The 26,741-nt window shown below is 38.9% G+C and carries 24 protein-coding genes; all 24 read right to left on the bottom strand.

Annotated elements, in window-relative coordinates:
* Nucleotides 1–117: 117 nt before the first annotated feature.
* Complete coding sequence (locus HHO47_RS15310; RefSeq protein ID WP_169021082.1) at nt 118–1,092, bottom strand: transposase; 975 nt, start codon at nt 1,090–1,092, stop codon at nt 118–120.
* Between the two features lie 424 nt (nt 1,093–1,516).
* Entirely contained in the window at nt 1,517–1,741 is a 225-nt protein-coding gene (locus HHO47_RS19805; RefSeq protein ID WP_432651940.1) for a DUF7695 domain-containing protein, read from the bottom strand.
* Between the two features lies 1 nt (nt 1,742).
* Nucleotides 1,743–2,048: a TNT domain-containing protein gene (locus tag HHO47_RS15300; RefSeq protein WP_169021081.1), complete on the bottom strand. Its 306-nt coding sequence runs from the start codon at nt 2,046–2,048 to the stop codon at nt 1,743–1,745.
* Nucleotides 2,049–2,059: 11 nt separating this feature from the next.
* Nucleotides 2,060–2,356 carry an RHS repeat domain-containing protein gene (locus HHO47_RS19670; RefSeq protein WP_348981667.1) on the bottom strand — a complete coding sequence of 99 codons (297 nt, stop codon included), beginning with the start codon at nt 2,354–2,356 and terminating at the stop codon, nt 2,060–2,062.
* A gap of 499 nt (nt 2,357–2,855) precedes the next feature.
* Nucleotides 2,856–3,065 carry a hypothetical protein gene (locus HHO47_RS15290; RefSeq protein WP_169021080.1) on the bottom strand — a complete coding sequence of 70 codons (210 nt, stop codon included), beginning with the start codon at nt 3,063–3,065 and terminating at the stop codon, nt 2,856–2,858.
* Complete coding sequence (locus HHO47_RS15285; RefSeq protein ID WP_282435329.1) at nt 3,058–4,512, bottom strand: RHS repeat domain-containing protein; 1,455 nt, start codon at nt 4,510–4,512, stop codon at nt 3,058–3,060. Before HHO47_RS15285 ends, HHO47_RS15290 begins: the two co-directional genes overlap by 8 nt.
* Nucleotides 4,513–4,915: 403 nt before the next feature.
* Nucleotides 4,916–5,521 carry a hypothetical protein gene (locus HHO47_RS15280; protein ID WP_169021079.1) on the bottom strand — a complete coding sequence of 202 codons (606 nt, stop codon included), beginning with the start codon at nt 5,519–5,521 and terminating at the stop codon, nt 4,916–4,918.
* Between the two features lie 116 nt (nt 5,522–5,637).
* On the bottom strand, nt 5,638–6,507 hold the full coding sequence (locus tag HHO47_RS15275) for a hypothetical protein (RefSeq protein ID WP_169021078.1): 870 nt from the start codon (nt 6,505–6,507) through the stop codon (nt 5,638–5,640).
* Nucleotides 6,508–6,619: 112 nt separating this feature from the next.
* Nucleotides 6,620–7,471: an immunity 49 family protein gene (locus HHO47_RS15270; RefSeq protein WP_169021077.1), complete on the bottom strand. Its 852-nt coding sequence runs from the start codon at nt 7,469–7,471 to the stop codon at nt 6,620–6,622.
* A 3-nt stretch (nt 7,472–7,474) separates the two neighbouring features.
* Entirely contained in the window at nt 7,475–9,697 is a 2,223-nt protein-coding gene (locus tag HHO47_RS19600; RefSeq protein ID WP_432651939.1) for an RHS repeat-associated core domain-containing protein, read from the bottom strand.
* A gap of 245 nt (nt 9,698–9,942) precedes the next feature.
* Nucleotides 9,943–10,257, bottom strand: a complete 315-nt coding sequence (locus HHO47_RS15260) for a hypothetical protein (protein ID WP_169021076.1) — start codon at nt 10,255–10,257, stop codon at nt 9,943–9,945.
* Nucleotides 10,257–10,523 (bottom strand): immunity protein Tsi6 family protein, encoded by a 267-nt coding sequence (locus HHO47_RS15255; protein WP_169021075.1) that lies wholly within the window; start codon nt 10,521–10,523, stop codon nt 10,257–10,259. The genes HHO47_RS15260 and HHO47_RS15255 overlap by 1 nt, the downstream gene beginning before the upstream one ends.
* A 5-nt stretch (nt 10,524–10,528) precedes the next feature.
* The gene (locus HHO47_RS15250; RefSeq protein ID WP_169021074.1) at nt 10,529–14,749 is read right to left on the bottom strand and encodes a polymorphic toxin type 46 domain-containing protein; all 4,221 of its coding nucleotides are present in this window, start codon (nt 14,747–14,749) and stop codon (nt 10,529–10,531) included.
* Nucleotides 14,739–15,599, bottom strand: a complete 861-nt coding sequence (locus HHO47_RS15245) for a hypothetical protein (RefSeq protein ID WP_169021073.1) — start codon at nt 15,597–15,599, stop codon at nt 14,739–14,741. The genes HHO47_RS15250 and HHO47_RS15245 overlap by 11 nt, the downstream gene beginning before the upstream one ends.
* Nucleotides 15,596–16,585, bottom strand: coding sequence for a hypothetical protein (locus tag HHO47_RS15240; protein ID WP_248291024.1), 990 nt, complete (start codon nt 16,583–16,585; stop codon nt 15,596–15,598). Before HHO47_RS15240 ends, HHO47_RS15245 begins: the two co-directional genes overlap by 4 nt.
* A gap of 41 nt (nt 16,586–16,626) precedes the next feature.
* Nucleotides 16,627–16,917 carry a PAAR domain-containing protein gene (locus tag HHO47_RS15235; protein WP_064664604.1) on the bottom strand — a complete coding sequence of 97 codons (291 nt, stop codon included), beginning with the start codon at nt 16,915–16,917 and terminating at the stop codon, nt 16,627–16,629.
* Nucleotides 16,918–16,977: 60 nt separating this feature from the next.
* The gene (locus tag HHO47_RS15230) at nt 16,978–17,334 is read right to left on the bottom strand and encodes a hypothetical protein (RefSeq protein WP_169021071.1); all 357 of its coding nucleotides are present in this window, start codon (nt 17,332–17,334) and stop codon (nt 16,978–16,980) included.
* Nucleotides 17,335–17,341: 7 nt separating this feature from the next.
* Nucleotides 17,342–19,243: a type VI secretion system Vgr family protein gene (locus HHO47_RS15225; protein WP_169021070.1), complete on the bottom strand. Its 1,902-nt coding sequence runs from the start codon at nt 19,241–19,243 to the stop codon at nt 17,342–17,344.
* A gap of 73 nt (nt 19,244–19,316) precedes the next feature.
* Nucleotides 19,317–19,796 carry an Hcp family type VI secretion system effector gene (locus HHO47_RS15220; protein ID WP_024032870.1) on the bottom strand — a complete coding sequence of 160 codons (480 nt, stop codon included), beginning with the start codon at nt 19,794–19,796 and terminating at the stop codon, nt 19,317–19,319.
* A 239-nt stretch (nt 19,797–20,035) separates the two neighbouring features.
* On the bottom strand, nt 20,036–22,642 hold the full coding sequence (tssH, locus tag HHO47_RS15215) for a type VI secretion system ATPase TssH (protein WP_169021069.1): 2,607 nt from the start codon (nt 22,640–22,642) through the stop codon (nt 20,036–20,038).
* A gap of 22 nt (nt 22,643–22,664) precedes the next feature.
* Nucleotides 22,665–23,654: a type VI secretion system baseplate subunit TssG gene (tssG, locus tag HHO47_RS15210; RefSeq protein WP_169021068.1), complete on the bottom strand. Its 990-nt coding sequence runs from the start codon at nt 23,652–23,654 to the stop codon at nt 22,665–22,667.
* Nucleotides 23,651–25,477: a type VI secretion system baseplate subunit TssF gene (tssF, locus tag HHO47_RS15205; RefSeq protein WP_169021067.1), complete on the bottom strand. Its 1,827-nt coding sequence runs from the start codon at nt 25,475–25,477 to the stop codon at nt 23,651–23,653. The genes tssG and tssF overlap by 4 nt, the downstream gene beginning before the upstream one ends.
* The gene (gene tssE, locus HHO47_RS15200) at nt 25,474–25,959 is read right to left on the bottom strand and encodes a type VI secretion system baseplate subunit TssE (RefSeq protein WP_169021066.1); all 486 of its coding nucleotides are present in this window, start codon (nt 25,957–25,959) and stop codon (nt 25,474–25,476) included. Before tssE ends, tssF begins: the two co-directional genes overlap by 4 nt.
* An 11-nt stretch (nt 25,960–25,970) precedes the next feature.
* Nucleotides 25,971–26,741, bottom strand: coding sequence for a type VI secretion system accessory protein TagJ (locus tag HHO47_RS15195; protein ID WP_169021065.1), 771 nt, complete (start codon nt 26,739–26,741; stop codon nt 25,971–25,973).

The raw sequence follows: 26,741 nt of genomic DNA, 5'->3' as shown, positions 1-26,741 counted from the left end.
ACTACGTTACTTTTATTTCATCCAGTAAATCAGCAATCATCACTCTTAAACCCAAATTACACGCATGAAAATGACTGCATGATGCAGTTTTAACTTTTCTACTGAGTAATTTAAGGTTTATGCTAATAGCTTTTCACAATTACTTATATTAGCTCGCCGTTTTCTGCTTAAGTTTTCACAATAACTTGCTTGTGAGGTCGGCCTGCCTACTGCCCCGTGAAATACGCGTGTAAATTGTGTGGTGAGTTTTAACCAGTTTTCAGAGGAAATATTGAGTCTTTCCAGTAAAGGAAGTTGGGTGTTATCAATATGACCGCGTTTATCCTTTCGTATTATTCTCCCTGTTAATTCAACTAATTCAAGATACGACTTGAGCTCAAACGGCAGCCCTTTTGGCATGATTTGACGTGACATACCTGCAAAGCGGAGTAATTGTTTTGGCTGCTTGCCTTCTTTTGCGCATATTAGCCGTACTTGAGCACTGGTATGGTCTGATTCTTCTGGTGTCTTTGCCATTTTCGCTCTGATTGGGTTTAAGTCCACATACGCCATGCAGGCTGCCAATGCGGCTTCATCTAATAACGCTTGCGAACTAAATCGTCCCTCCCAAAACCTGCCAGTGCAGTTATCTTCTTTATTTGCCCTGCGCGCAATGTCTTCATTTAACACCCGCATAAACCAGCTAATACTTGATAAACGCTCGCGGTATTCCTTTACTGTTTGATTAAAAAAGATAAGTTCGGCTTTACTTAGCTTTTCACCTTGTATGTATTTTTGCGTGAGTAACGTGCCTTTACACAGTTTATGCCAGCGAATAATAATTGCTTTATCATTCAGTCTATTTGCTTTTTTATCATCAACATACAACACTAAGTGCGTGTGGTTACTCATAACAGCATAAGCACACACGTCAATACAAAATATCTTAGCTAAATCAAGCAGCTTATCCTCAACCCAGCCTCGTCGATGTTCATAAGATTGACCCGTAAAATGGTCTTCACCGCACAAAAATGCACGGCGTACGCAACGTGATATACAGTGGTAGTACTTTGTATCAACCAAACTTACTTGACGCTTTCTTGCGATTGCCATAAGACACCCTGCTTATTTTTCACACTGATAAAAGCCTAGTACTTAGTTCGCCAAACTGCAAAAATTAGAATGGGTGTCACTGTTATTTTTTATCAAACTGCTGTTTTAAGGTGGAATGCGCATTATGGGCACGGGCTATTTTACCTTGTAGCGTATAACTGTAGTAGTTGGCGTTATTGACGATATGTGCATCGGTTGCCAAACTGGCATGCTGCTCAGTAACACGGCCTAATTTATCACGCTCTATTTTTACATGGCGTTTATCGCTTTGTGTGACCGACGTTAAGCGGTTGCAAGCATCGTATTTATACTGCTGTAGCGTGCCTTAAAAAAGCCTAAGTAAACCACTTAATCCTTGAAAATATCCGTATTGTTAAAGAGCGTTTTATCTAATATTTAACATATGTGCCTAGTATATTTTTTATTACCTCTCTTTAAATATTTTAAAATTGTTATGATCGGTTATTGATAATCTCCCTCCGCTGGCATCCACCGTAATGTTTTGGCATTTACATTCTGCAAAATAGTCAGGCATTGATTCGATTATTTCCCCACAAAGAAGGCACTCATAAAAGATTTTCCTACCTGATGGGTAACCTTTACTCTGATTTGGTTCAAATTTAATGTAATTTCTTCTTTTAATATTCATTTTATACCTTTGTAATCCTTTTTATTTTCCCTGAAGCAATTAACCCATCAGTTCCTCCTTCAGACTTCGGAGCAAAGTACTGAGTTGCTCCGCCTGGCTCACCAAACCAAGGAGCTATTGGCCCAGCTTCAACTTCAAAAGCTTCTAAAACCTCATATTGATGATAAGCAGAATCTAATGTTTCAGGTGGTAGCGCTCTATTTTCAAAAGGAACACCAACATCAGAAAAATAATTCCCTCTATCGCGAAAGCCTGTTTCATCAACCCAACCACCATAGCGATCAATTTTTTGACCGGGAATCATCATTATCACTTTTCTTAAAACATCACCATTATAAGCCGCAAAGCCATCACTTGGAGGCCAACTGTAAGTAACAAATTTACCACTTTCATCATGCCATCTTCCATTAAGTAGCGATAGCGGTTGTAATGTAGGCCGCTCTCTTCATCTAAATACTGCCCTTGAAAGCGAATTGGCTGAGTAAAGCTATTTGTATTGCTTATCTCTGATTCTTCATAACCATACACATCCGCTTGGTTTTCCCATACTACTTCTGCTTTATTATTGGTTACAAAGCGTGGGGTATTCAGTTGGTCTAGGTGATAGTAGTACACCTCGCCTTGTTTAATTAGCGCTACTGGGTGAAATTGATTTGGTAGGTTGATATACCAGGTATATTCACCGTGTTGGTATTCGCCGATTAACTGGTCGTTATCCCAAATGTAATCAATTTTGCCCTGCTCGGTGTGCTTGGCAATACGACGTCCGAGTGGGTCGTAGTCGTATTGAGTAAGCGTGCCGTTGTTATTAAAGCAACTTAGCTGATTAAACGCGTTGTATTCACGGCGGGTTTTTATGCCTTTACCGGTTTCGCGTATTTGGTTACCAAACTCATCATAATGTAACCGAGGTTAACCGATTACAGGCATCGTATTTATATTGCTGTTAGTCATCAGTAAAAGCTTAAGCAAATTGCCAAGGATTTAAATTTTCCATGTTATTAAAGAGCTGTTTATCTTATGTCTTAAAGTTGGTGTCTATTTTGTTTTTACAGTAATATTTTTAATTGGGTGCGGAATCACAGATATACACCGCACTCCGTAAGGTTTGCAATTAAGCAAAATTAAAAGCAATTTCTTTTATAACACTGCTATCTTCAGTCTCAACCCCATCCCCATATATTCTTAATTTGTGCAAAATACTTTTTGCGGCGGAAGATCCTTGTTCATCGATAACTTTCTTTAATTCATGAGATAAAGATGAATCTTTAATATACTTTTCTACTAAATAACGTGCTTTTGTTTTAAATTCTTCTTCAGTCATATTTTTTTTCCGGTATTAATTCAACTTCATCAAATTTTACAATAACCTTTTCTCTTGGGACTAATTGTCGCTCCCCGCCAGCCCCAAACTCAGGGTAATACCTAGTAAATGGTTCGGGATTCGAACCATTACCACCATCTTCCATTGGCACTTTAACATTAGGCTTACCACTACTATCGTATAACTGCAAAGTATCAAACTTACCCCTTAATCTAGCATCACTCCAAGAATTAGCGTTTCCTTCTTCATAAAAAATTTGAAAAGCATCTCGAGCTTTTTCAGCTTCATCGAATAGTGTAAATCCAAAATAACTTAAAGGGGCTGACATTTTTTCTATAGTTAAGTCTGCAAAGCTTGAGTCCATATGACGGTATGCCGTGGAAGGTAAGGTTGATTCAGGTCCAGCTGGACCAACATAAAAATTGGGCTTTCCTTCCTTACAACTCAACCCCATTGGATCCACCCAATTAACCGGGTTCGGTGCATATTGATAGTGGTTTATGCCACCCACTAAACCAATCGGGTCTTGATTTATAAAGCGCTGTTGTTTGGGGCTGTAGTAGCGATAACGGTTGTAATGCAGGCCACTTTCCTCGTCTAAATACTGCCCTTGAAAACGAATTGGCTGAGTAAAGCTATTTGTAGTGCTTACCTCTGACTCTTCATAACCATATACATCGGCCTGGTTTTCCCATACCACTTCTGCTTTGTTATTAGTAACAAAACGTGGAGTGTTAAGTTGGTCTAGGTGGTAGTAATACACCTCGTCTTGTTTAATCAGTGCGACTGGGTGAAATTGATTTGGCAAGTTAATGTACCAGGTATATTCACCGTATTGGTATTCGCCAATTAGCTGGTCGTTATCCCAAATGTAGTCAATTTTGCCCTGCTCGGTATGCTTGGCAATACGGCGCCCGAGTGGGTCGTAATCGTATTGGGTAAGCGTGCCGTTATTGTTAAAGCAACTTAGCTGATTAAATGCGTTGTATTCACGGCGGGTTTTTATGCCTTTGCCGGTTTCGCGTATTTGGTTACCAAATTCATCATAATGAAAGTCGCTGTCGCCAAAGTGAATTAACCGGTCAGCGTCTGTAGAGCCTTTAATAACCCCATCGTCTTTGCTTAGGTCACTGGAAAGTGTTGCTGACTTTGAGTCACTATACTCACTGTGAAGCACGTTATTTGTGTTTTCTGACTGATTACTTTCAACCTTATTGCTGGCGTCACTAGCATCGCTATCATAACTTGGCTGCGTCGTTTGCTGCTCTGTTAAATCGTTATTTTGAATTTTTGATTGGCTAACTGGGTTACCAAAACTATCCCACTGGTATTGGGTAGTTTTTGTGTTCTCACCACTGGCTCGATTTTGCTGAATTAACTGACCTAGGCTGTTGTACTCAAAATTAATGTTATGACTACTAACGCCTTGCTCTTTACGCGCAATCAACTGGTTGATGCTGTCGTAATTGTACGTACAGGTATCAAATAGTGCTTGCGCAGGATGGGTTAACTGCTGCTGTGTTAAGCGGTTAAATACATCAAATTGTTGGGTAAGGGTTACATCATTACCAAACTTTTGCGTGTGAATATTGCCTTGGCTGTCATAGCCTTAAAAGACTTAAGCAAAATCGCTTAAGTCTTTAAAACATCCATGTTATTAAAGAGCTTTTTCATCCATGTTTTGAGGATGGGTGTCATTATTGTTTTTTTATATCCACCCCCGCAGGTTTCATAAGACAATATTATGATTTTACATAGCATGTATAAATCTATTTAAGCGTAAATTAAAACACCCACTTTTATAGTTAGTGTTTTCTTCATGCTAATATGTTTATTACTAAGCCATAAAATTAAAATTGCTTGATGAGGGTATATGGCGCATCGGCGGTTAACCGTGTCACGATATAGCTATACGAAGATGAATAACTTCCGCGTTCAACTGCATTTGCCATATGTAGAACCATATCCTCAATACCATCTTGGTTATAATCACCCTTAGCCATTATCGTTAACCTTTGAATACCACCACTGTTGTCGTAATAAATAGCTTGGTCATCATTTACAAGTTCCACTTTTTGGATATGGCTCATTTCTTCCCAGCTACTCGCTTTTACTAAGCGGCGCTCGTCATCATTTGAAATAATTAAAGACAACTCAGGCGGCATTTTGTTTGCCAATGCTGCATCGTGTTTAAATGAGTCTAAAAAGCTTTCTTTTGAAGGCTTTAACTTCCCCATAGCAACCCACGTAGTACATATTTTATTAGTAGCTAGTAACGCGACCTGCTCTTTATAATCTGATGATTTATAGCCCTCTTGCAATGCTTTAGATAAAACTTTACAACTATCAACGTTAATAGCTGGCTTACTGTCTATAACAACTTCATAGGAATAAAACCAGCTTTTACTATATAAAGCATTAACTTGCTCCGGCGTCTCTAAGACTTCCGGTTCCATAAAATATCCGTTAGTTTTATTATCTAAACTATATGTTGGAGCTATTTTATTTTCTTTTATATTTGCACATGCAGTGCTAGAGATACTAATACATACTAGTAAAATAATTTTTTTTATCATCTTGCACTCTTGAATAGGTTACGCACATAAGTATTGCGTTCAGTTGATACATCTTTTCTATTTGATTCAATGGCTGCTTGTTTGAAATCACGAACTTTCATATGTTTATTAAAATTTGGGAACTCGTCTTTAAGTTCAGGCATACCTAAATTAAAAATCATATCAAATAGCGCTAATTTTACATCGTTAGGGTAACTTGAAAATTCTGATACACCATATATCCGTTTAAGTTCACTTTCAAATATTCTGATATGCTGTTCAACTTGTGCTTCCCTTACAGCCTCTGTAGTTACCAATTTAGTGAAAGGCTTATAAAAAACAGCGGCTTGACTCCCAAAAGGTTTTGATTTAATTAGTTTAAATTCATCTTCAATTTGCTTCGTTGTTGCAACAACTCCCGTATCCCGAACGGTGAAAGGAACTTTTTTTGCAGCTTCAACATCTTTTAATAAATGACCTACGCCAACGGTTACATACCCTTTTGTATCTAAATACATATGAGGAACATTACCTTCATATTTCATCATATTTTGTTTTAGTTTCGTTTTTAAATTGCCAGATAGTGGTACAACGGCAACCACTGCGGCACTAGCTAACTTTTCATTAATTTTTTTATGCGTACGGCTATTTGGGTCTATTCTTCCCTCTGGGCGTACCATGTTTAATACTTTACTTTGAAATAACTTTATAGCGGCTACGGTTTTAGAGTTTTCAGGGCGAGGGTTTAACCGACCATCCACAATTAAAGCTTGTGTAGGCGGGATAAGTTTTAGTAATTTATTCAACGCCGTTTGTACGGCTTTTACATCGTTTAAATTGTTAGCGCCGCCCAATCCAACAGATTGAGTTATTCTGATTACTGCCATCGAAGTATCCTTTTCTTTAAAGTTGTATTTTTAATTACAATGTATTAGTAGTAAATTAACACCCACTATTTAAAGTGGGTGTCTTGATTATTTGTTATTATTTGATTGAGGTTTACGGCGCTGTCACGTCAAAGTCATTTTTCACTAAAAAACTAGGAATGTAATCAGTTTCAACGGTTAGCTGGTAACCTTTGAGATCATAAGCATGGCTAGCAGCAGCAATCAATGGGAGTGATATCCACCCTTGTCGCTCTCTTTCATCCTTTTTCCAATATTTCTTATGAGCCTTTAACGCCTCTACCATGGCTTCATTAAATTCATCTTGTGCGTTGGCCGTGTATATACAGCGGTATACGGGCAACAAAGGTAATAAAATATTTTGAACATAACTACGCCGACCAGACGCTATCGCATTAGGGTCGGCCGCAATTAATGCCGCCTCAAGTAAGTCCCCCATATTGGCTTCAGGCTCAAATAAACCCTTCATTAAGTTAATAAGCGCAGTATCAAACGCATCCGCTTTAAGGTTTGCATTATCAAATACACTTTGAGGTACTTGAATAAGTTGCTCTATCGCCTTTTTGTCACGTAATGTTACCGCTGCATAAAATACTTTTTCCCATACGTCGGTGTGTAAATAAGCGCCCGCAGGGCCACCTATTAACGCAAAAGTATCATTATTAATAGTTACATCAAAGGTTTCACCGTGCCGGCAAGCAAATGCAAAATTAGCGCTACCAAACTCTTTAATATGTTGTAAGTAGCGCACAATTTGTTGATGAGGCACTTTAGCCAACACCGCCTCACCAAAGGCACTAATGGCATCTTGAATAGAGCCACCTAAAACACCTTGAGAGTTTTTAGTTTTAATAGTGTTGATGCCTATGAGTAGTAACTCTTCGTATTTATTAATTCTATCAATTATACGCTCAATTTTTTTTGCTTCAAAATGCCTTGTTATCATGTATTATTCCGTCTCTGCTTCAGTGTAGATATTGCTAAAATCACTGGTTTTAGTTTTGGCTAACGAGCCATCTTTATGTAGTTTTTGGCTAACTTTTTTCGATGAAATGCGTTCATCTTTTTTAGCCTTTTCAAGCTTATCAAGTGTCTCAGCTAAATCATCAACTTGCTCGGTGAACGCTTCATCATTGCCATAGCGGTCATCGTCCTCAGCCTTCTCTATTTGTTTCTTCATATTTTCAATGATACTATCGCGATATTCCGGTGTGCCTTGCTGTACTTGCCTTCCATCAAGCCCTTTGCGACTGCCAAGTATTGAGCCGCCACCTTTTGCCTCAACGGTAATCACTTCACCCGTCTTTTCGTTATAATAGATTAGGTCAAATTGCCCTTGCTTACCCTCACCTGGTAACTGGCTAGAAATCTCTTCAAAATCAGGATAATCTTTCGCCATCACTAAACGAGCAGACTCTTCACCAATTTTCTCACTAACATCGCGCATTTTTTGACTCGCGGCATTTAATGCTTCTTCATCATTAGGGTCAATAGCTTGCTTTTCAGCAAAAGCATCTTTACGCTCTTTTTCCAACGCTTTTAACTTATCGCTTACAGCAATAGATATATCTTTCTTATTAATTTCGACAGCAGGAACTTCAATTTCTTTTGTTTTGCTATTCTTTTCAAGTAGGTTATAACTATTCGAACCCGTATTGTAATAATAGTCATTTACATTTTCTTCAACATGACCCGATAACTTACCACCCGCAACTAAGCGCTCACTAATAGTTTCACCTGCATTAGGTATATTGGCGACTATTTCATCAGCCGTAAACTCATTTGATGGTAGCATTGCGTTAGCAAAAATTTTATCACTCAATGCTTGCGTAATATTACCATTGTTAACCGCGGTGGTTAAAGCTGCAGCTACTTTTGCCTGCCCTTCTTTACACAACAACCCAAACGGATCCACCCAGTTAACTGGGTTTGGCGCATATTGATAATGGTTTATGCCACCCACTAGGCCAATTGGATCTTGGTTTATAAAACGCTGTTGTTTGGGGCTGTAGTAACGATAACGATTGTAATGCAGGCCACTTTCCTCGTCTAAATACTGACCTTGAAAACGAATTGGCTGAGTAAAGCTATTTGTAGTGCTTACCTCTGACTCTTCATAACCATACGCATCGGCTTGGTTTTCCCATATCACTTCTGCTTTGCGGTTAGTCACAAAACGCGGGGTATTAAGTTGGTCTAGGTGGTAGTAGTACACCTCGCCTTGCTTAATCAGCGCGACTGGGTGAAATTGATTTGGCAGGTTGATATACCAGGTATATTCACCGTGTTGGTATTCGCCAATTAACTGGTCGTTATCCCAAATGTAGTCAATTTTGCCCTGCTCGGTGTGCTTAGCTATACGACGCCCGAGTGGGTCGTAATCGTATTGAGTAAGCGTGCCGTTGTTGTTAAAGCAACTTAGCTGATTAAATGCATTGTATTCACGGCGGGTTTTTATGCCTTTGCCGGTTTCGCGTATTTGGTTACCAAATTCATCATAATGAAAGTCGCTATCGCCAAAGTGGGTTAAACGGTCTGCATCAGTGATGCCTGTAATAACCCCATCGTCTTCGCTTAGCTCACTGGAAAGTGTTGCTGACTTTGAGTCACTATACTCACTGTGAAGCACGTTATTTGTGTTTTCTGACTGATTACTTTCAACCTTATTGCTGGCGTCATTAGCATCGCTATTATCATTGTGCTGAGTAGCTTGTTGTTCGGATAACTCGTTATTCTGAATTTTTGATTGGCTAACTGGGTTACCAAAACTGTCCCACTGGTATTGGGTAGTTTTTGTGTTCTCAGAACTTACTAGATTTTGCTGAATTAATTGGCCTAGGCTGTTGTACTCAAAATTAATGTTATGGCTACTAACGCCTTCCTCTTTACGCGCAATCAACTGATTTACGCTGTCGTAATTGTACTTACAGGTATCAAATAGTGCTTGCGCAGGATGGGTTAACTGCTGCTGTGTTAAGCAGTTAAATACGTCAAATTGTTGGGTAAGGGTTACAGCATTACCAAACTTTTGCGTTTGAATTTTGCCTTGGCTGTCGTAGCTAAGCGCTGCAAGTTCAACAGCATTGCTATTGGCTTGCTGTAAGTGAATAGCACTTAGCTGACCAAATTTATTGTAGCTATATTTAAGCTTACTTGAATCTGGCAAGGTCAATGATTGCCTTCTGCCGTAATCGTCGTAACTGTATTTTAAGGTAAGGGCTTAGGCTAAACACCTAAGCCCTTACAACATCCATGTTGTTAAAGAGCAAATTGGTAATATAAATTTATAAGGACTGTTTGTGTTATTTTTGGTCCACATTACTTTTAATGTCTGAAGTCAAGATTTGACCACTTGGGTTCTCATGTTTTTAAAGAGCGTTTTATCTTATATTTAAAATGAAAGTATTGATTGTTTGATTAAGCTGTCTTTATTAATGTATAAGTATTAAAGCAATCAATTGTATTCTTTTCCTCATCTATTTTTATACTATCAGGAAAGCTAAATACTCTCCTTAGCTCATCAAAATTTATCTCTTTCTCTAAATGGCAAAAATAACCAGTTCTATTGATGCCCCAAATATATTCATTAACAGACTTATTACCATGCCCTATTAAAAAATCTACAACTGGCTCTAGGTGTGAATAGTCAGCCTCACCCTCACTAGGGTAATCCTGTATTTTAATTTTTTCAAATGAGACAGGAATAGGTACTAACTTACTAACTTTTCTCACTACTCCATACTTAACTTAAAAGCGATATTTTGGCACTTCTTTAATATTTCTGAAAATTCAGGGTCACTTTCTTCAAATTCACGAACTGCGAAATGCCCTAAAATTATTTTCTCCAATTTACTTCGATCAGGTTCAGAACCGTTCAATATCATCTGTAAATAGTGTAGTTGTTTTAAAATGCTTTTATAAATATCAAAATCAGGAATGTTTTTTAACCTTTTTTCAGTTAAAGATATACCCTCTTCTATTGTTTCCAAGCGGCTCATTTAAGTTATCTCTTCTTTTTAAAAGCTAATTTATTAGCAGTAAAATATTGTGTTCCACCACCTTCTGTTGGATATGATTCCCCCCGAACAGACCAGAAGTCATCAACCGCTTTTGCTCTACTTCTAAGGGCTGGTGTATCTTCTTGGGCAATATAAACACCTTTAATTTTAGGCTCTATACTATTTAATGCTCTATTTGTACCCATAGGGCTTATGCCTAATTGAGTTGGCGTGATATTGGGATCATCTGAATAATAATTTCCTTGTGGTGCTCCGGGTGATTGAAACTGATAGAAGACTTGACCGCTCTCAATCATGACTTTTTCTACCGGGTGAGCAAAATCAATTCCTGTAAGATGTGATGGAATATCTTCTTCCTTAAAGCCTTGCGATTTATAAAACTCAAAAGCCACGAGTTTACGTTGCTTAATAGTATCAGCAATAGACGTTTCTTCTTGCTCGCCCTCCTTACAACTCAACCCAAACGGGTCTACCCAATTCACCGGGTTCGGTGCATATTGATAATGGTTTATCCCACCCACTAAACCAATCGGATCTTGATTTATAAATCGCTGTTGTTTTGGGCTGTAGTAGCGATAACGGTTGTAATGCAGGCCGCTCTCTTCATCTAAATACTGCCCTTGAAAACGAATTGGCTGAGTGAAGCTGTTTGTAGTGCTTACCTCTGACTCTTCATAACCATACACATCGGCTTGGTTTTCCCATACGACTTCTGCTTTGTTATTGGTAACAAAGCGTGGAGTATTCAGTTGGTCTAGGTGGTAGTAGTACACCTCGCCTTTTTTAATCAATGCCACTGGGTGAAATTGATTTGGTAGGTTGATATACCAAGTATATTCGCCGTGTTGGTATTCGCCAATTAACTGGTCGTTATCCCAAATGTAGTCAATTTTGCCCTGCTCGGTGTGCTTGCCGATACGACGCCCAAGTGGGTCGTAATCGTATTGAGTAAGCGTGCCGTTGTTGTTAAAGCAGCTTAACTGATTAAACGCGTTGTATTCGCGGCGGGTTTTTATGCCTTTACCGGTTTCGCGGATTTGGTTACCAAACTCATCATAATGAAAGTCGCTATCGCCAAAGTGGGTTAAACGGTCTGCGTCTGTAGAGCCTTTAATAACTCCATCGTCTTCGCTTAGCTCACTGGCTGCGGTTGCTGTACTTGAATCACTGTACTCACTATGAATTACATTACGTGTGCTTTCTGACTGACTGCTTTCAACCTTATTGATGGCATCGCTATCATCATTGTGCTGAGTAGTTTGTTGTTCGGCTAACTCGTTATTTTGAATTTTTGATTGGCTAACTGGGTTACCAAAACTATCCCACTGGTATTGGGTAGTTTTTGTGTTCTCACCACTGGCAAGATTTTGCTGAATTAACTGGCCAAGGCTGTTGTACTCAAAATTAATGTTATGGCTACTAACCCCTTCCTCTTTACGCGCAATCAGCTGGTTTACGCTGTCGTAATTGTACGTACAGGTATCAAATAGTGCTTGCGCAGGATGAGTTAACTGCTGCTGTGTTAAGCGGTTAAATACATCAAACTGTTGAGTAAGGGTTACGTCATTACCAAACTTTTGCGTTTGGATATTACCTTGACTGTCGTAGCTAAGCGCTGCAAGTTCAACAGCCGTGCTATTGGCTTGCTGTAAGTGAATGCCACTCAATTGACCAAATTTATTGTAGCTATATTTAAGCGTACTTAAATCTGGCAAGGTCAGTGACTGCCTTCTGCCGTAGTCATCGTAACTGTATTTTAGGGTATGCGCTTGTTGCTGATTATGTACTTGCTCAGCACGCAGTAACCGCCCGCCTTTATCAAACTGCTGCTTTAAGGTTGATTGTGCATTATGCGCACGGGTAATTTTACCTTGCAGGTTATAGTTGTAGTAATTGGCATTATTAACGATGTGAGTATCGGTTGCTAAACTTGCATGCTGCGCAATCACGCGGCCTAATTTATCACGCTCTATTTTTACATGGCGTTTATCACTTTGTGTAACCGAGGTTAGGCGGTTGCAAGCATCGTATTTATATTGCTGTAGCGTACCGTCAAACCCAGTTACTTGCGTTGGGTTTTCGTTTGCGTCATAACTTATGCGGTATATATGGCCGTCGCTGCGCTCAATGGCAGTTAGGTTGCGCTCTTTATCGTAAGTTAAATGCAGTGCACTGCCATCGGGCTGAATAACACAATGTGGCTGGCTTAGCCCTTCAAAGTGTTGCTCGGTGGTATCGCCCTTACTGTTTTGCGAGCTAATTAACCGCCCTGCATCATCGTAACTAAAATGTTGATGCTGTTTGTTCTCGGGGTCTTTTTCGTCAAAGGCAATAGTTTGCGCAAGCTGGCCGTGCTCATTGTATTTATATTGAGTCAGCAAACCTGCGTTATTAATGGTGGCATTTACACGGCCTAAACTGTCGTAGCTATAACGAATAAGCTCATCGTTATGGTGTTTGGCTAAAAGCTCGCCTTGCTCGTTCCATACAAATTTAGTGACTTGACCATCTTTATTTATGTGTTGGGTTAGCTGGCCAAATTTGTCATAGCTGTAAAGTACGGTGCGACCGTCCCCAAAGGTTTCACTTTGCAGTAAACCCGCTACGCTGTATTTTCGGGTAATGGTTTGGCCATCAGGCAAGGTGGTTAATACACGCTGACCCAATTGGTTGTAAGCAAATTTTGTGACACTGCCATCTGGCTGCGTTATTGATTCTAACTGGCCATAAGGGGTATAACTGTATTTTATTTCACTACTATCTGGCTTTATTTCCGTTATTTTTTGACCTTGTGCGTTATAGCCGTATTGCCACACATTACCATTAGGGTCGGTGTGCTTAACTAACTTACCTTGCGCATTATGTACAAAGTGTTCTTTATGCCCACGCGAGTCTATACAGGTTGTTTCACCAGCGTCTAAATTATATTCAAACTGATATGTATAGGTGTTGTTATCGCCCCATTGTTTTATACATTTAGCACTCGATGAGTAACTGTCCCATTCAAAATGATGGCTAAAACCACTGGCACGAGTACGCTTAGTTAATAAGTTAGCGGCGTTATAGCCATAATGCTCTGTTTCACCTTGCTGATTGGTCGCGCGAACGAGGTTTTTGTTTTCATCATAATCATATTGCGCAAGTAACGGCGTAAGTAATACTGGCTTGTTGTTATCATCTGTACGGTAAGCCGAAATGTTTGCCAGCAACCCTTGCGGGTTATATTTTAAAATACAGCCACGCGCTTTATTTACCTCAACGCGATGCAAGCGCTCTTTCGCATCGTAATAAAAACCAATACTTTGGCCTTTTTCATTAATAACTTTTTCGAGCAACCATGAGTTTTCGCCGGCTTTAAACGTAAGATGCTGATCATCTGGCGTTACCAATACTTGCTTACCATTTGTTTGGTAATGCAGCGCTAAATTACTGCTTAATTGATAACTTGATTGCCCCGGTTTTACTTTTTCAAAACGGTGTTTAGCGCCATGCTCATCTTGGTATTCTAACCAGTAGGTGCCTTTTTGCTTTGGACCTACTTTAGGTGGCGGTAAATAGTGCTCAGTTAACTGCACCATAAAGTCATGTCGCCAACCATTACCCATTACACTACATACATCAGCATGCGATGAACGGTATAGGCGTCGCCAAATCAATTGTTTACTGCCTGCTAAGGTGAAATCAATAAGCGGTAGTATTTCTTCACCCGAAAGCATAGAAACCGGATCAGAACGGCATTCTTGCTTGGTGATAGGTTCTTCACTTGGGGTATTATTACTTGCACCGCCACTGTTTTTAGCCGGCGCTTGGGAGGCACTTTTACCTGAGGCTTTAGTAGTTCCTTTTTGGGCAGGCTTTTTAGCAGCACTACTATTGGTATTATCACTGACCTGAATTGCGGTTTTGGCTTTTTGGTGAAAACAACTCACACTACCTGCAATCAACGCATTACTTAGCATACTTGCTGTTTCACGTGCGGATGCGCTACGTGGGCAGTTTACACCCGCACTATTTAATAGGTTTATAAGATCAAGACGCTTTGCTACATCAGTAGTTAATGTACCGCCAATTTGTGCAATTTGCGCTTTTGCACTATCTTGGGTGTTAGCAGCAACACTAAAGTAACCAGGCAAAGCAGAGCCTTTGCCTGCAACAAAACAAATAGGGTAACTTGCTCCTTGTAAAACAACTGTATTACTTTGCATTGTTTTGTACTTCCTCACTTATCCATAAGTATGATGCCGTAGCTTGATATTTTGCTTGTTCTTGTGAAATCACTAACGCATGCGTGTAGTGCTCAACAATAGCGGGGCTTGAGGTCAACTGATATAAATTGACAATTCCTTCTAAGGCACCCATTTTACCTAATTTATAATTAGGTAATTCATAATGTGTATGTTCATTTATTACTTGATTAAGTAATTGTAAATTGTTTAACCACACATCACTTTCAGGTTCGATGCCATTTCCTGGGGCAAAAATAACCTCGATTGCTTGCTGTGCAGTTTGTGCTGTTTTAACAAACATGCCAGATAATTGATCGTGTTTAATAAAATCAATTGAAGGCGCTAGATAATGGCTTGTTTGCACCCATCCTGCTTTTTTAGCTGTAACCACAGCCAGTATTCCAGCCACACCTTGATAGCTGAACTCTCCTTGCTTGTTTGCTTTAAACGTTGCATCTAATGCTATTACGTTTACTTTATGCCAAGCATTTTTTTGCGCTAATGCTATTAATGTACTTGCACCAGCTGCACCATAAAATAATGTATGGCTTACATGTGCAGGATAGAGCTGCTTTAAACTATTTGCTAAAAGTTGCTTAAGCTCATCTTGATAAGCAAGCGCTGGTAATAACCAAACTAATGGCGCTTGTGAGTCTTCAACCTTTGCAAATAATTCTTTAGATTTTATTATGCAATCATACAAACACGCATCCCAAGATTGCCAACCGGGATGCTCAGTAACCGGCGTAGCTTCACCGTAGATCAACTCATCAATATCGTGTGTAGACAAACTCGATAACGACTCAATCGCTATGCTAAAAGCTTTCATACCGGTACACCTGCAGTTAACTTTTTAGCAGCTAAATGTTGATAGTAACGATGTAAATTAAACACCGCTTGGCTATAGCAATCCATTGCTGATATTTCGATTGCATTGAGCTTAGCGGTCATGGCATTACCCGCAATTAACCGCAAAGACGCAAACTGTTCCTCATATTTTGGCCAGTTTAGTTGTAGCTGCTGTTTAAAATCAGCACATGCTTGCTGCTCACCCTGGCACGCTCTTATTTGCGTTTCAAAATCAACGAGCAGATCAAGCTTATCACCTAACATTCTTCTCATTAGGGCAATTAAACTACTCGGGTTTTCTATTTTATTGAGTGATGCATTTACAAGTGGCAGTAATTTAACAAAGCCACTTTGTAACAATACTTGCAGTACACCTTCTGTAGCCAAATTACGACTCGCATAGTTGCCAATCGCATTCACCTGCTCCCAAGATAAAGACAATAAAAAAAGTGACATTAACGGGGAGTTAACAAGCTCACTTTGGCACAAAAAATTAAAACCAGTGACTATGTCTTTTAAATCCGCTTGACTATCTACAAAGACCGTCAACTCACTTTCAACAAGGGCTTGATCTGCTGGATTTTTACTTATCGAAAAAGCAAAATATAAGGTTTGTAAGTCAATTAATGCGATTAAATTAGAGCTATGCTGCTGTAATAACACCTTACGTACAACTAACTTTGCAACACTTTGTAAGCCAGGCTCTTTAAGCAAATTATTAATAAAAGCTAGGTTAATATTTTGTGGTAAATTAGCCATGATCTCGATACATGCTTGTGAGATTAGATCTGGGCTTATATCATCATTCAATAACGAAACGAGTTGCTCTAAATTTGGCTGAGTAAATCGTTGCACAACTTGCTTTTTTTTAGCTGTTAGCCAACATGACTCTAATAGCCGCTGTTGTTGTGTTTTAACATAACCTACAGAAGTAAACGGGCAGCGCTGTGCATTGCTAATTTTCATAAGCTGCGCTTGATGATCACTTAAATAGATAGATAACAAAATCAGCCACCGATCAATACAGTAGGATTACCAATAACAATTTTTCCACCATGTGAGCTATCATCGCCCATTCTAGCTGCTGGCTTGCCATTAATTTTAACGCTTCCTGATCCTGATTTAATACTATCCGGAGGGCCAATACATACCAACATATCGCCTTTACGCGCAGCTGGCATACCACCAATTAAGACGTTGCCAGAGCCAGCAACCACAGGACCCCCAACATGAGGAACTGTTCCTGTAGTTTTAGGACAAACGTGCATGTGACCAATTGTAGCGGCGGGCTTACCCATTATGACTCCTTGTCTTATTAATACTTATACAACAGCATTATTCGCATTTACAGTACTGTGTTATTCAAATAAAGGAATAATTAACAGTTTACTTTGTGAAGTTAAAATAGATAACAGCTCTATTAACTCAGCTTGATTATAATCAGCAAGTGCAACCGAACTTTGCATTACATACTGATATAAAACAGATACTATATCAGCACCATTTAAAGCTGGATGTAAATTAACAAAAAACTGCTTTGCGTAATAACCATTTAATGCTTTTAAATGACTTAACGCAGGGTTAAGCAGTGGATCATCCGGTCTATTTATTGGTAAACAAATTAAATGAGGTAGACCATAGCGGCAATATACAACATGCCCATTATTGCTTATTCCGCTTCTAACTCCTGATTTAAAGCCGTGGATTATTTCCATATTTTCACTAATTTAACTTAATCATGCCAGCAGACAATGTAATAGCACTGCCATCAACTTTGATATTACTGCCTTTAATATCTATATTGGTGCCTTCGATTGTAATATTACCGCTGCTGCTCATTTTTATTTGCGCAGAACCGGTTTTTATAACAATTTCATCGCCCGCTTCAATATTTAATGTTTTGCCAACTTTGAGTGTATCGTTATCACCAATATCACTAACACGATTAGTTTTTACATTTAAGGTATCGTTATTGCCAACGTCTACTGTTCGGTCATTACCAATAAGCACCTTATTGTCATTACCAATTTCAACATTATGATCGTTATCCGTTTTGTCATTTTGGTCGTTTTTAACGTACAGCTGTTTATCTTTTTCCGCCTGTATATAAACAAGCTCACTGCCCTTTTTGTCTTCAAAACGCAGTTCGTTAAAGTTATCGGCACCGCCTTCTTTGGTTGAACGTGTTTTAATACCACTTTGTGTTTTCTCAGCGGGTAGCGCATAAGGAGGCATTAAATCCGCATTATAAATAGCGCCACTTATTATTGGCTGATCAGGGTCGCCATTTATAAAATCAACCAACACTTCTTGCCCTACACGGGGGAAGAAAAATGCGCCCCACTTCTTGCCAGCCCAGTTTTGGGCAACACGGATCCAACATGAACTTTTGGAATCTTTTTTACCTTCGCGATCCCAATCAAATTGTACTTTCACACGACCATACTGGTCAATCATGATTTCATCAGCGCTATCGCCAGTAACAATTGCAGTCTGCACCCCATTTATTACAGGCTTTTTCTTATTAACTTGTGCTCTGTATGGAATTTCTTTTGGTACACATTCAAAATGGTTTGAATACACTTCTTCTGCACTTGCCTGCAGTGCACCGGACTGATTTGGCACTGTGATTGATGTCATCATCGAGGTAATAACGAATGTTTTACCTTCTAATCTCGGATCTTCGTGCTTTTTAAAACTAAATAATTTACCAACAGTAAAAGAGCGACAATCGCTGCGGCCACTTGAGAGTTTCATATCGCGTTGTAGCGACTCTAATTGCACTGAAGCTAAATTTGCAGCCCGAGGGTGACACTCTGCTTCACCTGTATATTCGAACACTTCAGAGACTGATTGGGTTGGTAACTCTGGATTAGCTTGCTCACCATCGGGGTATCTCGATGGTTGTTTAAAATCATAACCAACACGCTTAAAACTACCAGGCGCAAGGCTTAAGCCTCCTTGCCAACGTGAAATATGCGATGCGCTTAAGTGGCCTGTTGAATACACAACTTTACTTTCATCACAGACTTCATAAGCAGTAATATCATCAGCTAAAACAAGTGTGTGTGCACTATTACTATGCTCGAAAAAATAAAAAATGCCTTCTTGCTGCAGTAAGCGCTGAATAAAATCAAAATCAGATTCTTGATACTGAACACAGTATTCGTATTTTGGGTAAGTTTTGCTGGTTTTATCTGAAAAGGCGACATTATGCTGACCAAATAAATCAGCAAAAATATCTTGAACTGTTTTCTTTTGATAGATACGGCTGTTCTTACGATTTCGCATTGAAGCTGCAAATGGAACAATCGTAGCCTGATAATCGATATAATTTTTTTGTTCGTCAACATCAGCTGTACGGCTGCCGTTCGACACAAGATGACTAACAATACCGTGATAATAACGCTCACCACCACCATCTGCATTTCTTACTTTAATAGATACGGGTTTACCGACTAAGTCTTCATGCGCTATTTGCTTGCCAACTGTGTACATGTTAGCTGACATTACAAATAAGTCAGACATTGCCTCTTGGGCAACAAAACGAGTTAAATAAAGGGTATCTTTACCAGCAGGGGTGCTTATTTGAATTACGTTTTTATCTTGTGTAGCTTTTTGCATTCCTTGCTTTTCCCATCCTAAAGATCAAAAAAAGCTCTGAGCAAAGCCCAGAGCCATTATTAGACAACAAATATTACATTTGTTGACCTTTAACACCGCTGTAACCATATACAAGTGGAGCAGTAATGTTATTTTTGTCGTCAGTAGGAGTAACAGTCATCATCATTTCTGTATAGCTGATAGTGATTGTTTCGATCGGACGATCGTTTTGTACCGATACTGAATAACTAGAAATCATTGCATCTGTAAGTTCGATTTTCATGATTTCTTCAACTTTATCACCTTGCTTAGTGATATGGAAAATAGCTGGAAGACCTTTACCAATTGTTGCTTCTTTGAAAAGATCCGGAGATGCTTTATCTTGAAGTTTAGTAATTGTTACGTCACCAAGACGAGTAGAGCTTGACTCACGGTCCATCGCTGTACCAGTCGCGGCACTAATTTCACGACTTACGTTCCAATCTAAAGATAATACTGTAATTAAATCTTTAAAAGACTCCGCTGTTGTTTCGCCTTTGATTGAACCGTACTTTAAATATGTATTTGCTTGCATTTGATAATGCTCCTTTTTATTAAACAATGTTATCCATTTAGCTTGGATTCTTTTCTTTGGTTTCCCAAAACTTCCTTTGAAATCATTATCTCTAATACTGCAATGAAAAGGCCCTAAAAATCCTTTTCCTTAGACGAAGACAATGTCTCAAAATTCCATGTAGTGCTTTAAGGCACCAAAATTATAATGCCATAAAATTTAATAAACAACCTTATTACCCATTATTTATTAAATTATTTTTAATTAACATTAAGCTCAAATTCATTATCTTTAACTTTCAGTAATATATTATGTATTTCGGTATTTTCTATCATACTGAAAAGTAGTACTTCTGAAAGCATTGGCAACACTTTATTTTGTAATATTGTATGAATATTTCTAGCGCCTGACCCTGCATTTTGGCAGTTTTCAACAATATAATCAATAACATCATCATTATAAGTCAACTCAGCATTATAATTTTTATCTACTCGCTTGATTATTTTAGTCAATTGAATCGCTGCAATTTCAGTAAGGATCTCATCACTTAATGGAATATAAGGAATTACATTAATACGGCCTAAAAATGCAGGTTTGAAAGCAGTAAGTAAATCATCTTGTAGAGCCTTTGATAATCCTTTTATACTTGGCTTACTTTCTTCGTCTTCAAATAGGCTCATGATGGTATCTGTGCCCACATTTGAGGTCATAATGATAATGGTGTTCTTAAAATCAATATCACGGCCTTCGCCATCTTTGATAGTACCTTTATCAAACACTTGATAGAAGATATCTTGCACACTAGGGTGGGCTTTTTCCATTTCGTCTAACAGCACCACACTATAAGGTTTTCTTCTCACTGCTTCAGTTAAAATTCCCCCCTCACCATAGCCAACATACCCAGGAGGCGAGCCTAATAATAATGAAACTTTATGCTCTTCTTTAAATTCAGACATATTGATCACGGTGACATTTTCTTCACTACCATATACTTCCTGCGCTAGTGATAAAGCCGTCTCTGTTTTACCTACCCCACTTGGGCCGGCAAGCATAAATATCCCATTAGGACGACTTTCATCGGCAAGCTGAGCTCGTGATGTTTGCACTACTTTAGCCATAAGTTCAAGCGCATGATCTTGACCAACCACACGCTGTTTCATGTGTGACGCTAAGTTTAAAATACCGTGAATTTCATCTTCATGCATTTTACCAACTGGGATACCCGTCCAGTCTGAAATCACTTGTGCAATAAGCTCTTCACTTACCTGCCAGTGCACCATATTTTGCTCAAACGTGGCGAGCTTTTCTTTACTGAGCTTTAGTGACTCAAGCATTTCTTGAGAGGCTTCTTGCTCTTGTGTGTTAACAAGTTCAAGCGCCTGATTTAACTCTGAAACAATTTCTTTCTCGAGTTTAAATTGTTCATTGAGCGGCTGTAATTGCTGGTCAATACTAATAAGCTCGGCTTTTAAATCATCTAACTGCTGCGAATGATCTAAGCCCGTTTTTTGCTCACGATTTAACATTTTAATTTGCGTTTCAATCACACTCAGACGATTTACTAACTGTTCTATCGTGTTAGGTGTAGATGCTTGGCTCATGGCAACGCGGGCGCAAGCCGTATCCAAAAGTGCAACGGCTTTATCTGGTAGTTGTCGTGCGGTGATATATCGATGCGAAAGATGAACAGCACTTTCCAGCGCCTGCTCGGAAATAAATACTTTATGATGGCGCTCCATCACAGGAACTAAACCTCGTAACATCGCAACTGCTTTTTCCGGGGTTGGCTCTTCTACTTTAACAACCTGAAAACGGCGGGCCAGTGCGGCGTCTTTTTCAAAAAACTTTTTATATTCTGCCCAGGTGGTTGCAGCAATTGTACGTAATTCACCACGTGCTAGTGCTGGTTTTAATAAATTCGCAGCGTCGTTTTGGCCTGCTTGTCCACCACTACCGATCATTGTATGTGCTTCATCGATAAATAAGATAACGGGATCAGCTGAGTTCTTAACTTCGTTGATTAATGATTTTAAGCGATTCTCAAACTCACCTTTCATACCTGCACCGGCTTGTAAGAGCGCCAAGTCCAAGCTATGAATTATTACATTTTGCAGCACAGCTGGTACATCTTTTTGCGCAATTCTAAGTGCTAAACCTTCCACAACAGCTGTTTTACCAACCCCAGCTTCACCGGTTAAAATCGGGTTGTTTTGACGCCGTCGAGTTAAAATGTCGATCATTTGTCTAATTTCAAAATCACGCCCTAAAATAGGATCTATTTTACCTTCGCGTGCTTGTGCTGTGAGATCAACTGTAAACTGTTCAAGGTTTGGTGTCTTAGAATTCATATTTGCTTGCGCAGCTGTCGCATTTTGGGCTGCGTAATTTCGCTCCTGTGATTGCGCCACTATTTCAGGCCAAGCATGTAATAGCTGGCCTGGATCAATTTTATTAAATAGCTTACTACAGCGAGTAACTAAACTAGATAAAGTGTCGTCTTTCGTTAGTGTATAAATAACGTATGCACTGCGAATTTGCTGATCGGTAAACTCAATACTGGTGCTTAACCATGATTGTCTTAATAAACTAGTTACATGCACAGATAAACTAGGCGAAGACTGACTCCCTGTTTTGAAAGATTCCAACGACTGATTTAAATCCTGCTTCACTTGCTCTATATCGATATCAAATGAACCAAAAATAAGCCTAACATCATCAAGCTGTTGCTCGACCATGGCTAGTAACCAATGCTCAAGTTCAACCGTAAAATGGCTACGGCTATTACAAATTGCAACAGCCGCTTCAAGGCTTTTTCTGCAATCGGGACTCAGTTTTTCAACTAATTTATTTAGTGTCATCGAAGACATACTCTGTTCCTTTTAATTTTAATTATCCCTTAAACGATAACTTAGTAGGGTTTGATTTTAATTTTTCATGCGCTACCGCTAAGAAACTATTCGCTCCAAGCTTGCAATTACTCTGTGCTAGCGATACAGAACCTAAGCTTGCAAAGTGCGACTCAATGACTAAACGAAAATTAATGGCATTACCCACATAATCTTTAATAATTTTGTTAGCTAATTTGAATAACGTTCCATTTGGTAGTAATAATTTGGCCTTCTGTGGATCATCTGTAGCAATATTTACTTCAATGTTCGACGATGTATCCCATACTTTTTTACCCAGCATTGTATCTATGCCTAAGCGAGCATGTTGGCCTTCATATAGCGCTTGACTCGCTAAACACGTTTGCTCTTGCGCATCTAAATTGTGCCATTGGCCAACCATTTGCTTAATGGTGACTTGGCAATCTAAATATGATGCTAAAATATTCTTCAAATCAAATACGTTTCTAATTTTTCGACTATACAAACCGGCAAAATAAAGTTGATGCTCATTATAACCACCACTCAACAAGCCTAAAATTTGTGTATAGGGATCTTTCTTTCGAGCACTGTTGGTATGATTAAGCGACGGCTTATATTTTTTCCATGCACGGTAATACAAAGAGACTAAACGGTGATTAAACATGTCATAAAAATCACGCATCGTGGTATCTTTATAGCGTAAACGCTGCATTACCAACTCACTATAAAACTGAGGTAACGCGCCAGAACAACCGGTTAAACCCATAAACGAGACTTGCATATGCACTTTATGTAAGCCATCTTCAAAGCCAATTTCTTCAAGCTTGGTAATTGCATTTCCTGGATAACCAAACTTTTGCATGGCCGTGAACTTTATGAGCTCAAGCTTAGGGCTACTATCGAAACCCACATGGCGATGTTCTAAACCTCTTTTTTTAAGTTGGTTTTCAACTATAAAAACCGCTTTATAAAAATCAGTTTGGGCTGCTTGTGAAATTAGGTGCTTGATCATAAAAGTGGTGTCTCTCCCACACGAGCAGGCCATTGATAATAAATTTGTTCTTGCTCTTTTAGCCTCAAACTAAGGCGTGTATAGCTATTAATTGCAGCGAACTGAGCGAAAAAATGATCTAAAATTGCGGCAAAGAAAAACATACCACTGCCAGAGTAATCATCATTGGCAAATGTAATTTCAATTTCGCTACCCGTAGCAAAACTCACACGACCCTGCTGTACAACTCGTGCTGTCGAAGCCTCTATCTTGACTCGATAGATATTATCAATCATTCCTTTGCTTTGTGGTGTGGCCCTAAAATCATAAAGACGAAGAATTTCTTTTAGTTTGCTACATGCGTCATCACCGCTGAAGGTATCTAAAGTTAAATGATTAACTAATTGCCATCGGGTTGCATCTGCTAAAATGGGCCGTACAGAATGAGTAAAAGGTGTTAAACAGCGAATTTTTTTAATAACATCGCCACGTTCAGGCATCAATAAACCTAACTCATCATCGCCAAATGGCATACTGGCAGGTAAATTTCTATTACTGCATTTTGCTCTTACTGTTAAAACAGAATTGCCTTCTCCATACTCCAAAGCACTATTTTCAAAAGTAGCATCAACTAACGACATAAAGGTTTCTGTGCCGGACTCGACATACCCTCCTGCCCACGAGGCCGTTTCTCGACGAATATGCCAAAACAAATCATCATGACCATGGTATTTGGGGTGTGTTTGTCCATAAAAGGGCGAGACAATTTGTTTATTACCTTTATGATCAAAGGCAATAACTTCTGAAATAGCAATAACTTCAGATATTTCAGAATCCATATAACGGGGCGCTAGTTGATATTCATATTCACTTATTTGTGGACGGATAGGCTCTAACTCTTGTTCGAACAAATTAATAATTGGAGTGCAACCAAGCAAGAACATGTTTTTATCTACTTGCTTTTCAAGTTCACTCGACTCCGTATCAAGGTAAATATAAATTTCGCAGCTGTTTGACTTCTTTGGTAACGAAGAGGCTATGCCTTCGATTTCAAAAAAGCGAAATTTTTCAGGAAAAGTAAAGTTTTCAACCAAAAGACGATAGCCTGCAGATGAGCGTTGTGAGTAAGGAACCACAGCTTCGTCCTGTTCAAAACCAACCGCTTTGAGTTGATTTTTGGATAAATACTTAATTCCTTCTTCACCATTATCAATTGCAATGCCAATTGCGTGTTTAAAAAGTAGTTCGTATACTTTTAATGTATGGTGCCATTGACCATTGATAAAAACTCTTAAATTTTCAAGCCCTGTTTCAGCCAGTGAGACACCTTTATATTCGCCTACCACTTCAAGTTTAAAGATTGATTTTGCTCGTTCATGCCAGCGAGGTTTAGGTGCTACAAATGGACTATTATCAAACTGAGCGTGGGCAATTTCTACTGGCCATAAATAAGTTTTGTAGCACGTTTGAAACTTACATTGCTTCATCGACTCTACGTTCGTTTCCACTTCAGTTGCTCTTGGAATAACAACACCGCTGGTAGACAAGTTTTCTGCTTCTAACTTAACTATCGACATTGAAGGGATTGGCGCTTGGTAATCTGGCAACATTTGCCCTAATAAAGCGTCCGTTAATTCAGGGAAACTATCGTCTAACTTTTGTCTAATGTTGGCTGTAAGAAAAGCAAAAGACTCAATTAAACGAGACACATGCGGGTCTTCAATATGGTCTTCACTCAGTTTTAGACGACCCGCTACTTTTGGATATTTTTCTGAAAAATCTTTACCTAAGTGGCGTACAAATGCTAATTCACGATTATAATATTTTAATAACTCATCGTTCATAATGACGCCTCAATAATTTTCATGCCTAGGTTTATAGGCTCTACTTCTGAATCAAAACTAATAAACTCAGGTTCAGGATCTGCATACAAAAGAGCGTTAATTCTTAAATTTAGCACTCTATTAATAGGCACATCCTCATCTGTAAAAACCTCAACTTCTAAAAACCGAGGTTCAAATTTTAAAATTGTATCTCTGACCGTCTCGCATAGTAATGCGCGCCCTTCATGCGAGCTCACAGACATGCTTGAAAAATCAGGTAAACCATAAGATAAGCATGAAGTAGACAGTTCACTATATTGAATAGGCCACGTATGCCATTGAATACGTGCATTCAATAATGCCTCAATATCTCTGCGTACATTTTTACGCAACTCACTGATGGTGATCCCTTGTGTACGCGATGGCGCATCTTGAAAGTTAGGTTCATCATCAATCAGTCGATCCAAGATAGATGCTTGCAGTTGCTGCTTATGCTCAATCATGTTGGTTTAACTTACACTGTTTCTAAAAGGTCTATATGCAAGTTGGGTATTGTTATTGCTTCATCATTAGCAAAAATCATTTTCATTCCTTTACCGACCAAAAATTCATGATGTAACTCTTGCCAATCAGATACTTGGCCTAACTTCTCCAGATCAGATCCTGAATTGGCATAAATAAGGGGGATGTGAGCTGTACCTGAAGGGCCACCATTAATAGCAATTTCAACTCTTAGCCAAATACTTTCAAGTAACGATTCGACTGGCTCTATTTTTAACGAATCTATTTCATTAAAGTTTGCTAGATAGTACTCACCATTAGTTCCTAATAACTCTAAATATGGGCTTAATGTGTCATCTAAATCACGAGTCGCTGCACCTTCATATTTCGAAACTCTTAATTCTTCCATCTCTTTGGCAAGGGAAGCTGCTGCTGAAATATCACCCTCTTGCAAATGCACATGCATTTTCAAAAACAATGTATCGAGCTCATCTGCATCATGGAATAATTTAGGGATGCATTTGCCTTCATAAAAATCGATTCTCGATTGCTGAGCACGAATTAAATGTCTTAAATTAACAGCTCCAACAGCAAACTCAGGGTTCTTTTGCACCATAAAATCAATTTGTTTATCTGCTTTTTCGAGTTCACCATTTATGCAAAGTAACTCAGAATAAAGACTTCTTATATCAAAATTTAATGGTTCATCTTGCAGCTCAGATGCGCAAAAAGCTAAGGCTTCAGTAAGTTTTCCCTCACGTATGAGGCTGTGTATTTTTTTCAT

Source organism: Pseudoalteromonas arctica (assembly GCF_012927645.1).
Taxonomy (GTDB): domain Bacteria; phylum Pseudomonadota; class Gammaproteobacteria; order Enterobacterales; family Alteromonadaceae; genus Pseudoalteromonas; species Pseudoalteromonas arctica_A.
The sequence above is the reverse complement of the archived record's forward strand: the minus strand, read 5'-3'. Positions and strand labels throughout refer to the sequence as shown.

Excerpts from the sequence above, each read along its gene's own strand:
- tssE (WP_169021066.1), bottom strand. The coding sequence starts at position 25,959 with ATGATTGAGCATAAGCAGCAACTGCAAGCATCTATCTTGGATCGACTG.
- HHO47_RS15245 (WP_169021073.1), bottom strand. The coding sequence starts at position 15,599 with ATGAAAGCTTTTAGCATAGCGATTGAGTCGTTATCGAGTTTGTCTACA.
- tssG (WP_169021068.1), bottom strand. The coding sequence starts at position 23,654 with ATGATCAAGCACCTAATTTCACAAGCAGCCCAAACTGATTTTTATAAA.
- HHO47_RS19805 (WP_432651940.1), bottom strand. The coding sequence starts at position 1,741 with ATGAATATTAAAAGAAGAAATTACATTAAATTTGAACCAAATCAGAGT.
- HHO47_RS15225 (WP_169021070.1), bottom strand. The coding sequence starts at position 19,243 with ATGCAAAAAGCTACACAAGATAAAAACGTAATTCAAATAAGCACCCCT.
- HHO47_RS15290 (WP_169021080.1), bottom strand. The coding sequence starts at position 3,065 with ATGACTGAAGAAGAATTTAAAACAAAAGCACGTTATTTAGTAGAAAAG.
- HHO47_RS15195 (WP_169021065.1), bottom strand. The coding sequence starts at position 26,741 with ATGAAAAAAATACACAGCCTCATACGTGAGGGAAAACTTACTGAAGCC.
- HHO47_RS15240 (WP_248291024.1), bottom strand. The coding sequence starts at position 16,585 with ATGAAAATTAGCAATGCACAGCGCTGCCCGTTTACTTCTGTAGGTTAT.
- HHO47_RS15220 (WP_024032870.1), bottom strand. The coding sequence starts at position 19,796 with ATGCAAGCAAATACATATTTAAAGTACGGTTCAATCAAAGGCGAAACA.
- HHO47_RS15275 (WP_169021078.1), bottom strand. The coding sequence starts at position 6,507 with ATGGCAGTAATCAGAATAACTCAATCTGTTGGATTGGGCGGCGCTAAC.
- tssF (WP_169021067.1), bottom strand. The coding sequence starts at position 25,477 with ATGAACGATGAGTTATTAAAATATTATAATCGTGAATTAGCATTTGTA.
- tssH (WP_169021069.1), bottom strand. The coding sequence starts at position 22,642 with ATGTCTTCGATGACACTAAATAAATTAGTTGAAAAACTGAGTCCCGAT.
- HHO47_RS15255 (WP_169021075.1), bottom strand. The coding sequence starts at position 10,523 with ATGAGCCGCTTGGAAACAATAGAAGAGGGTATATCTTTAACTGAAAAA.
- HHO47_RS15300 (WP_169021081.1), bottom strand. The coding sequence starts at position 2,048 with ATGATGATTCCCGGTCAAAAAATTGATCGCTATGGTGGTTGGGTTGAT.
- HHO47_RS15280 (WP_169021079.1), bottom strand. The coding sequence starts at position 5,521 with ATGGAACCGGAAGTCTTAGAGACGCCGGAGCAAGTTAATGCTTTATAT.
- HHO47_RS15230 (WP_169021071.1), bottom strand. The coding sequence starts at position 17,334 with ATGGAAATAATCCACGGCTTTAAATCAGGAGTTAGAAGCGGAATAAGC.
- HHO47_RS15270 (WP_169021077.1), bottom strand. The coding sequence starts at position 7,471 with ATGATAACAAGGCATTTTGAAGCAAAAAAAATTGAGCGTATAATTGAT.
- HHO47_RS15250 (WP_169021074.1), bottom strand. The coding sequence starts at position 14,749 with ATGCAAAGTAATACAGTTGTTTTACAAGGAGCAAGTTACCCTATTTGT.
- HHO47_RS15310 (WP_169021082.1), bottom strand. The coding sequence starts at position 1,092 with ATGGCAATCGCAAGAAAGCGTCAAGTAAGTTTGGTTGATACAAAGTAC.
- HHO47_RS15235 (WP_064664604.1), bottom strand. The coding sequence starts at position 16,917 with ATGGGTAAGCCCGCCGCTACAATTGGTCACATGCACGTTTGTCCTAAA.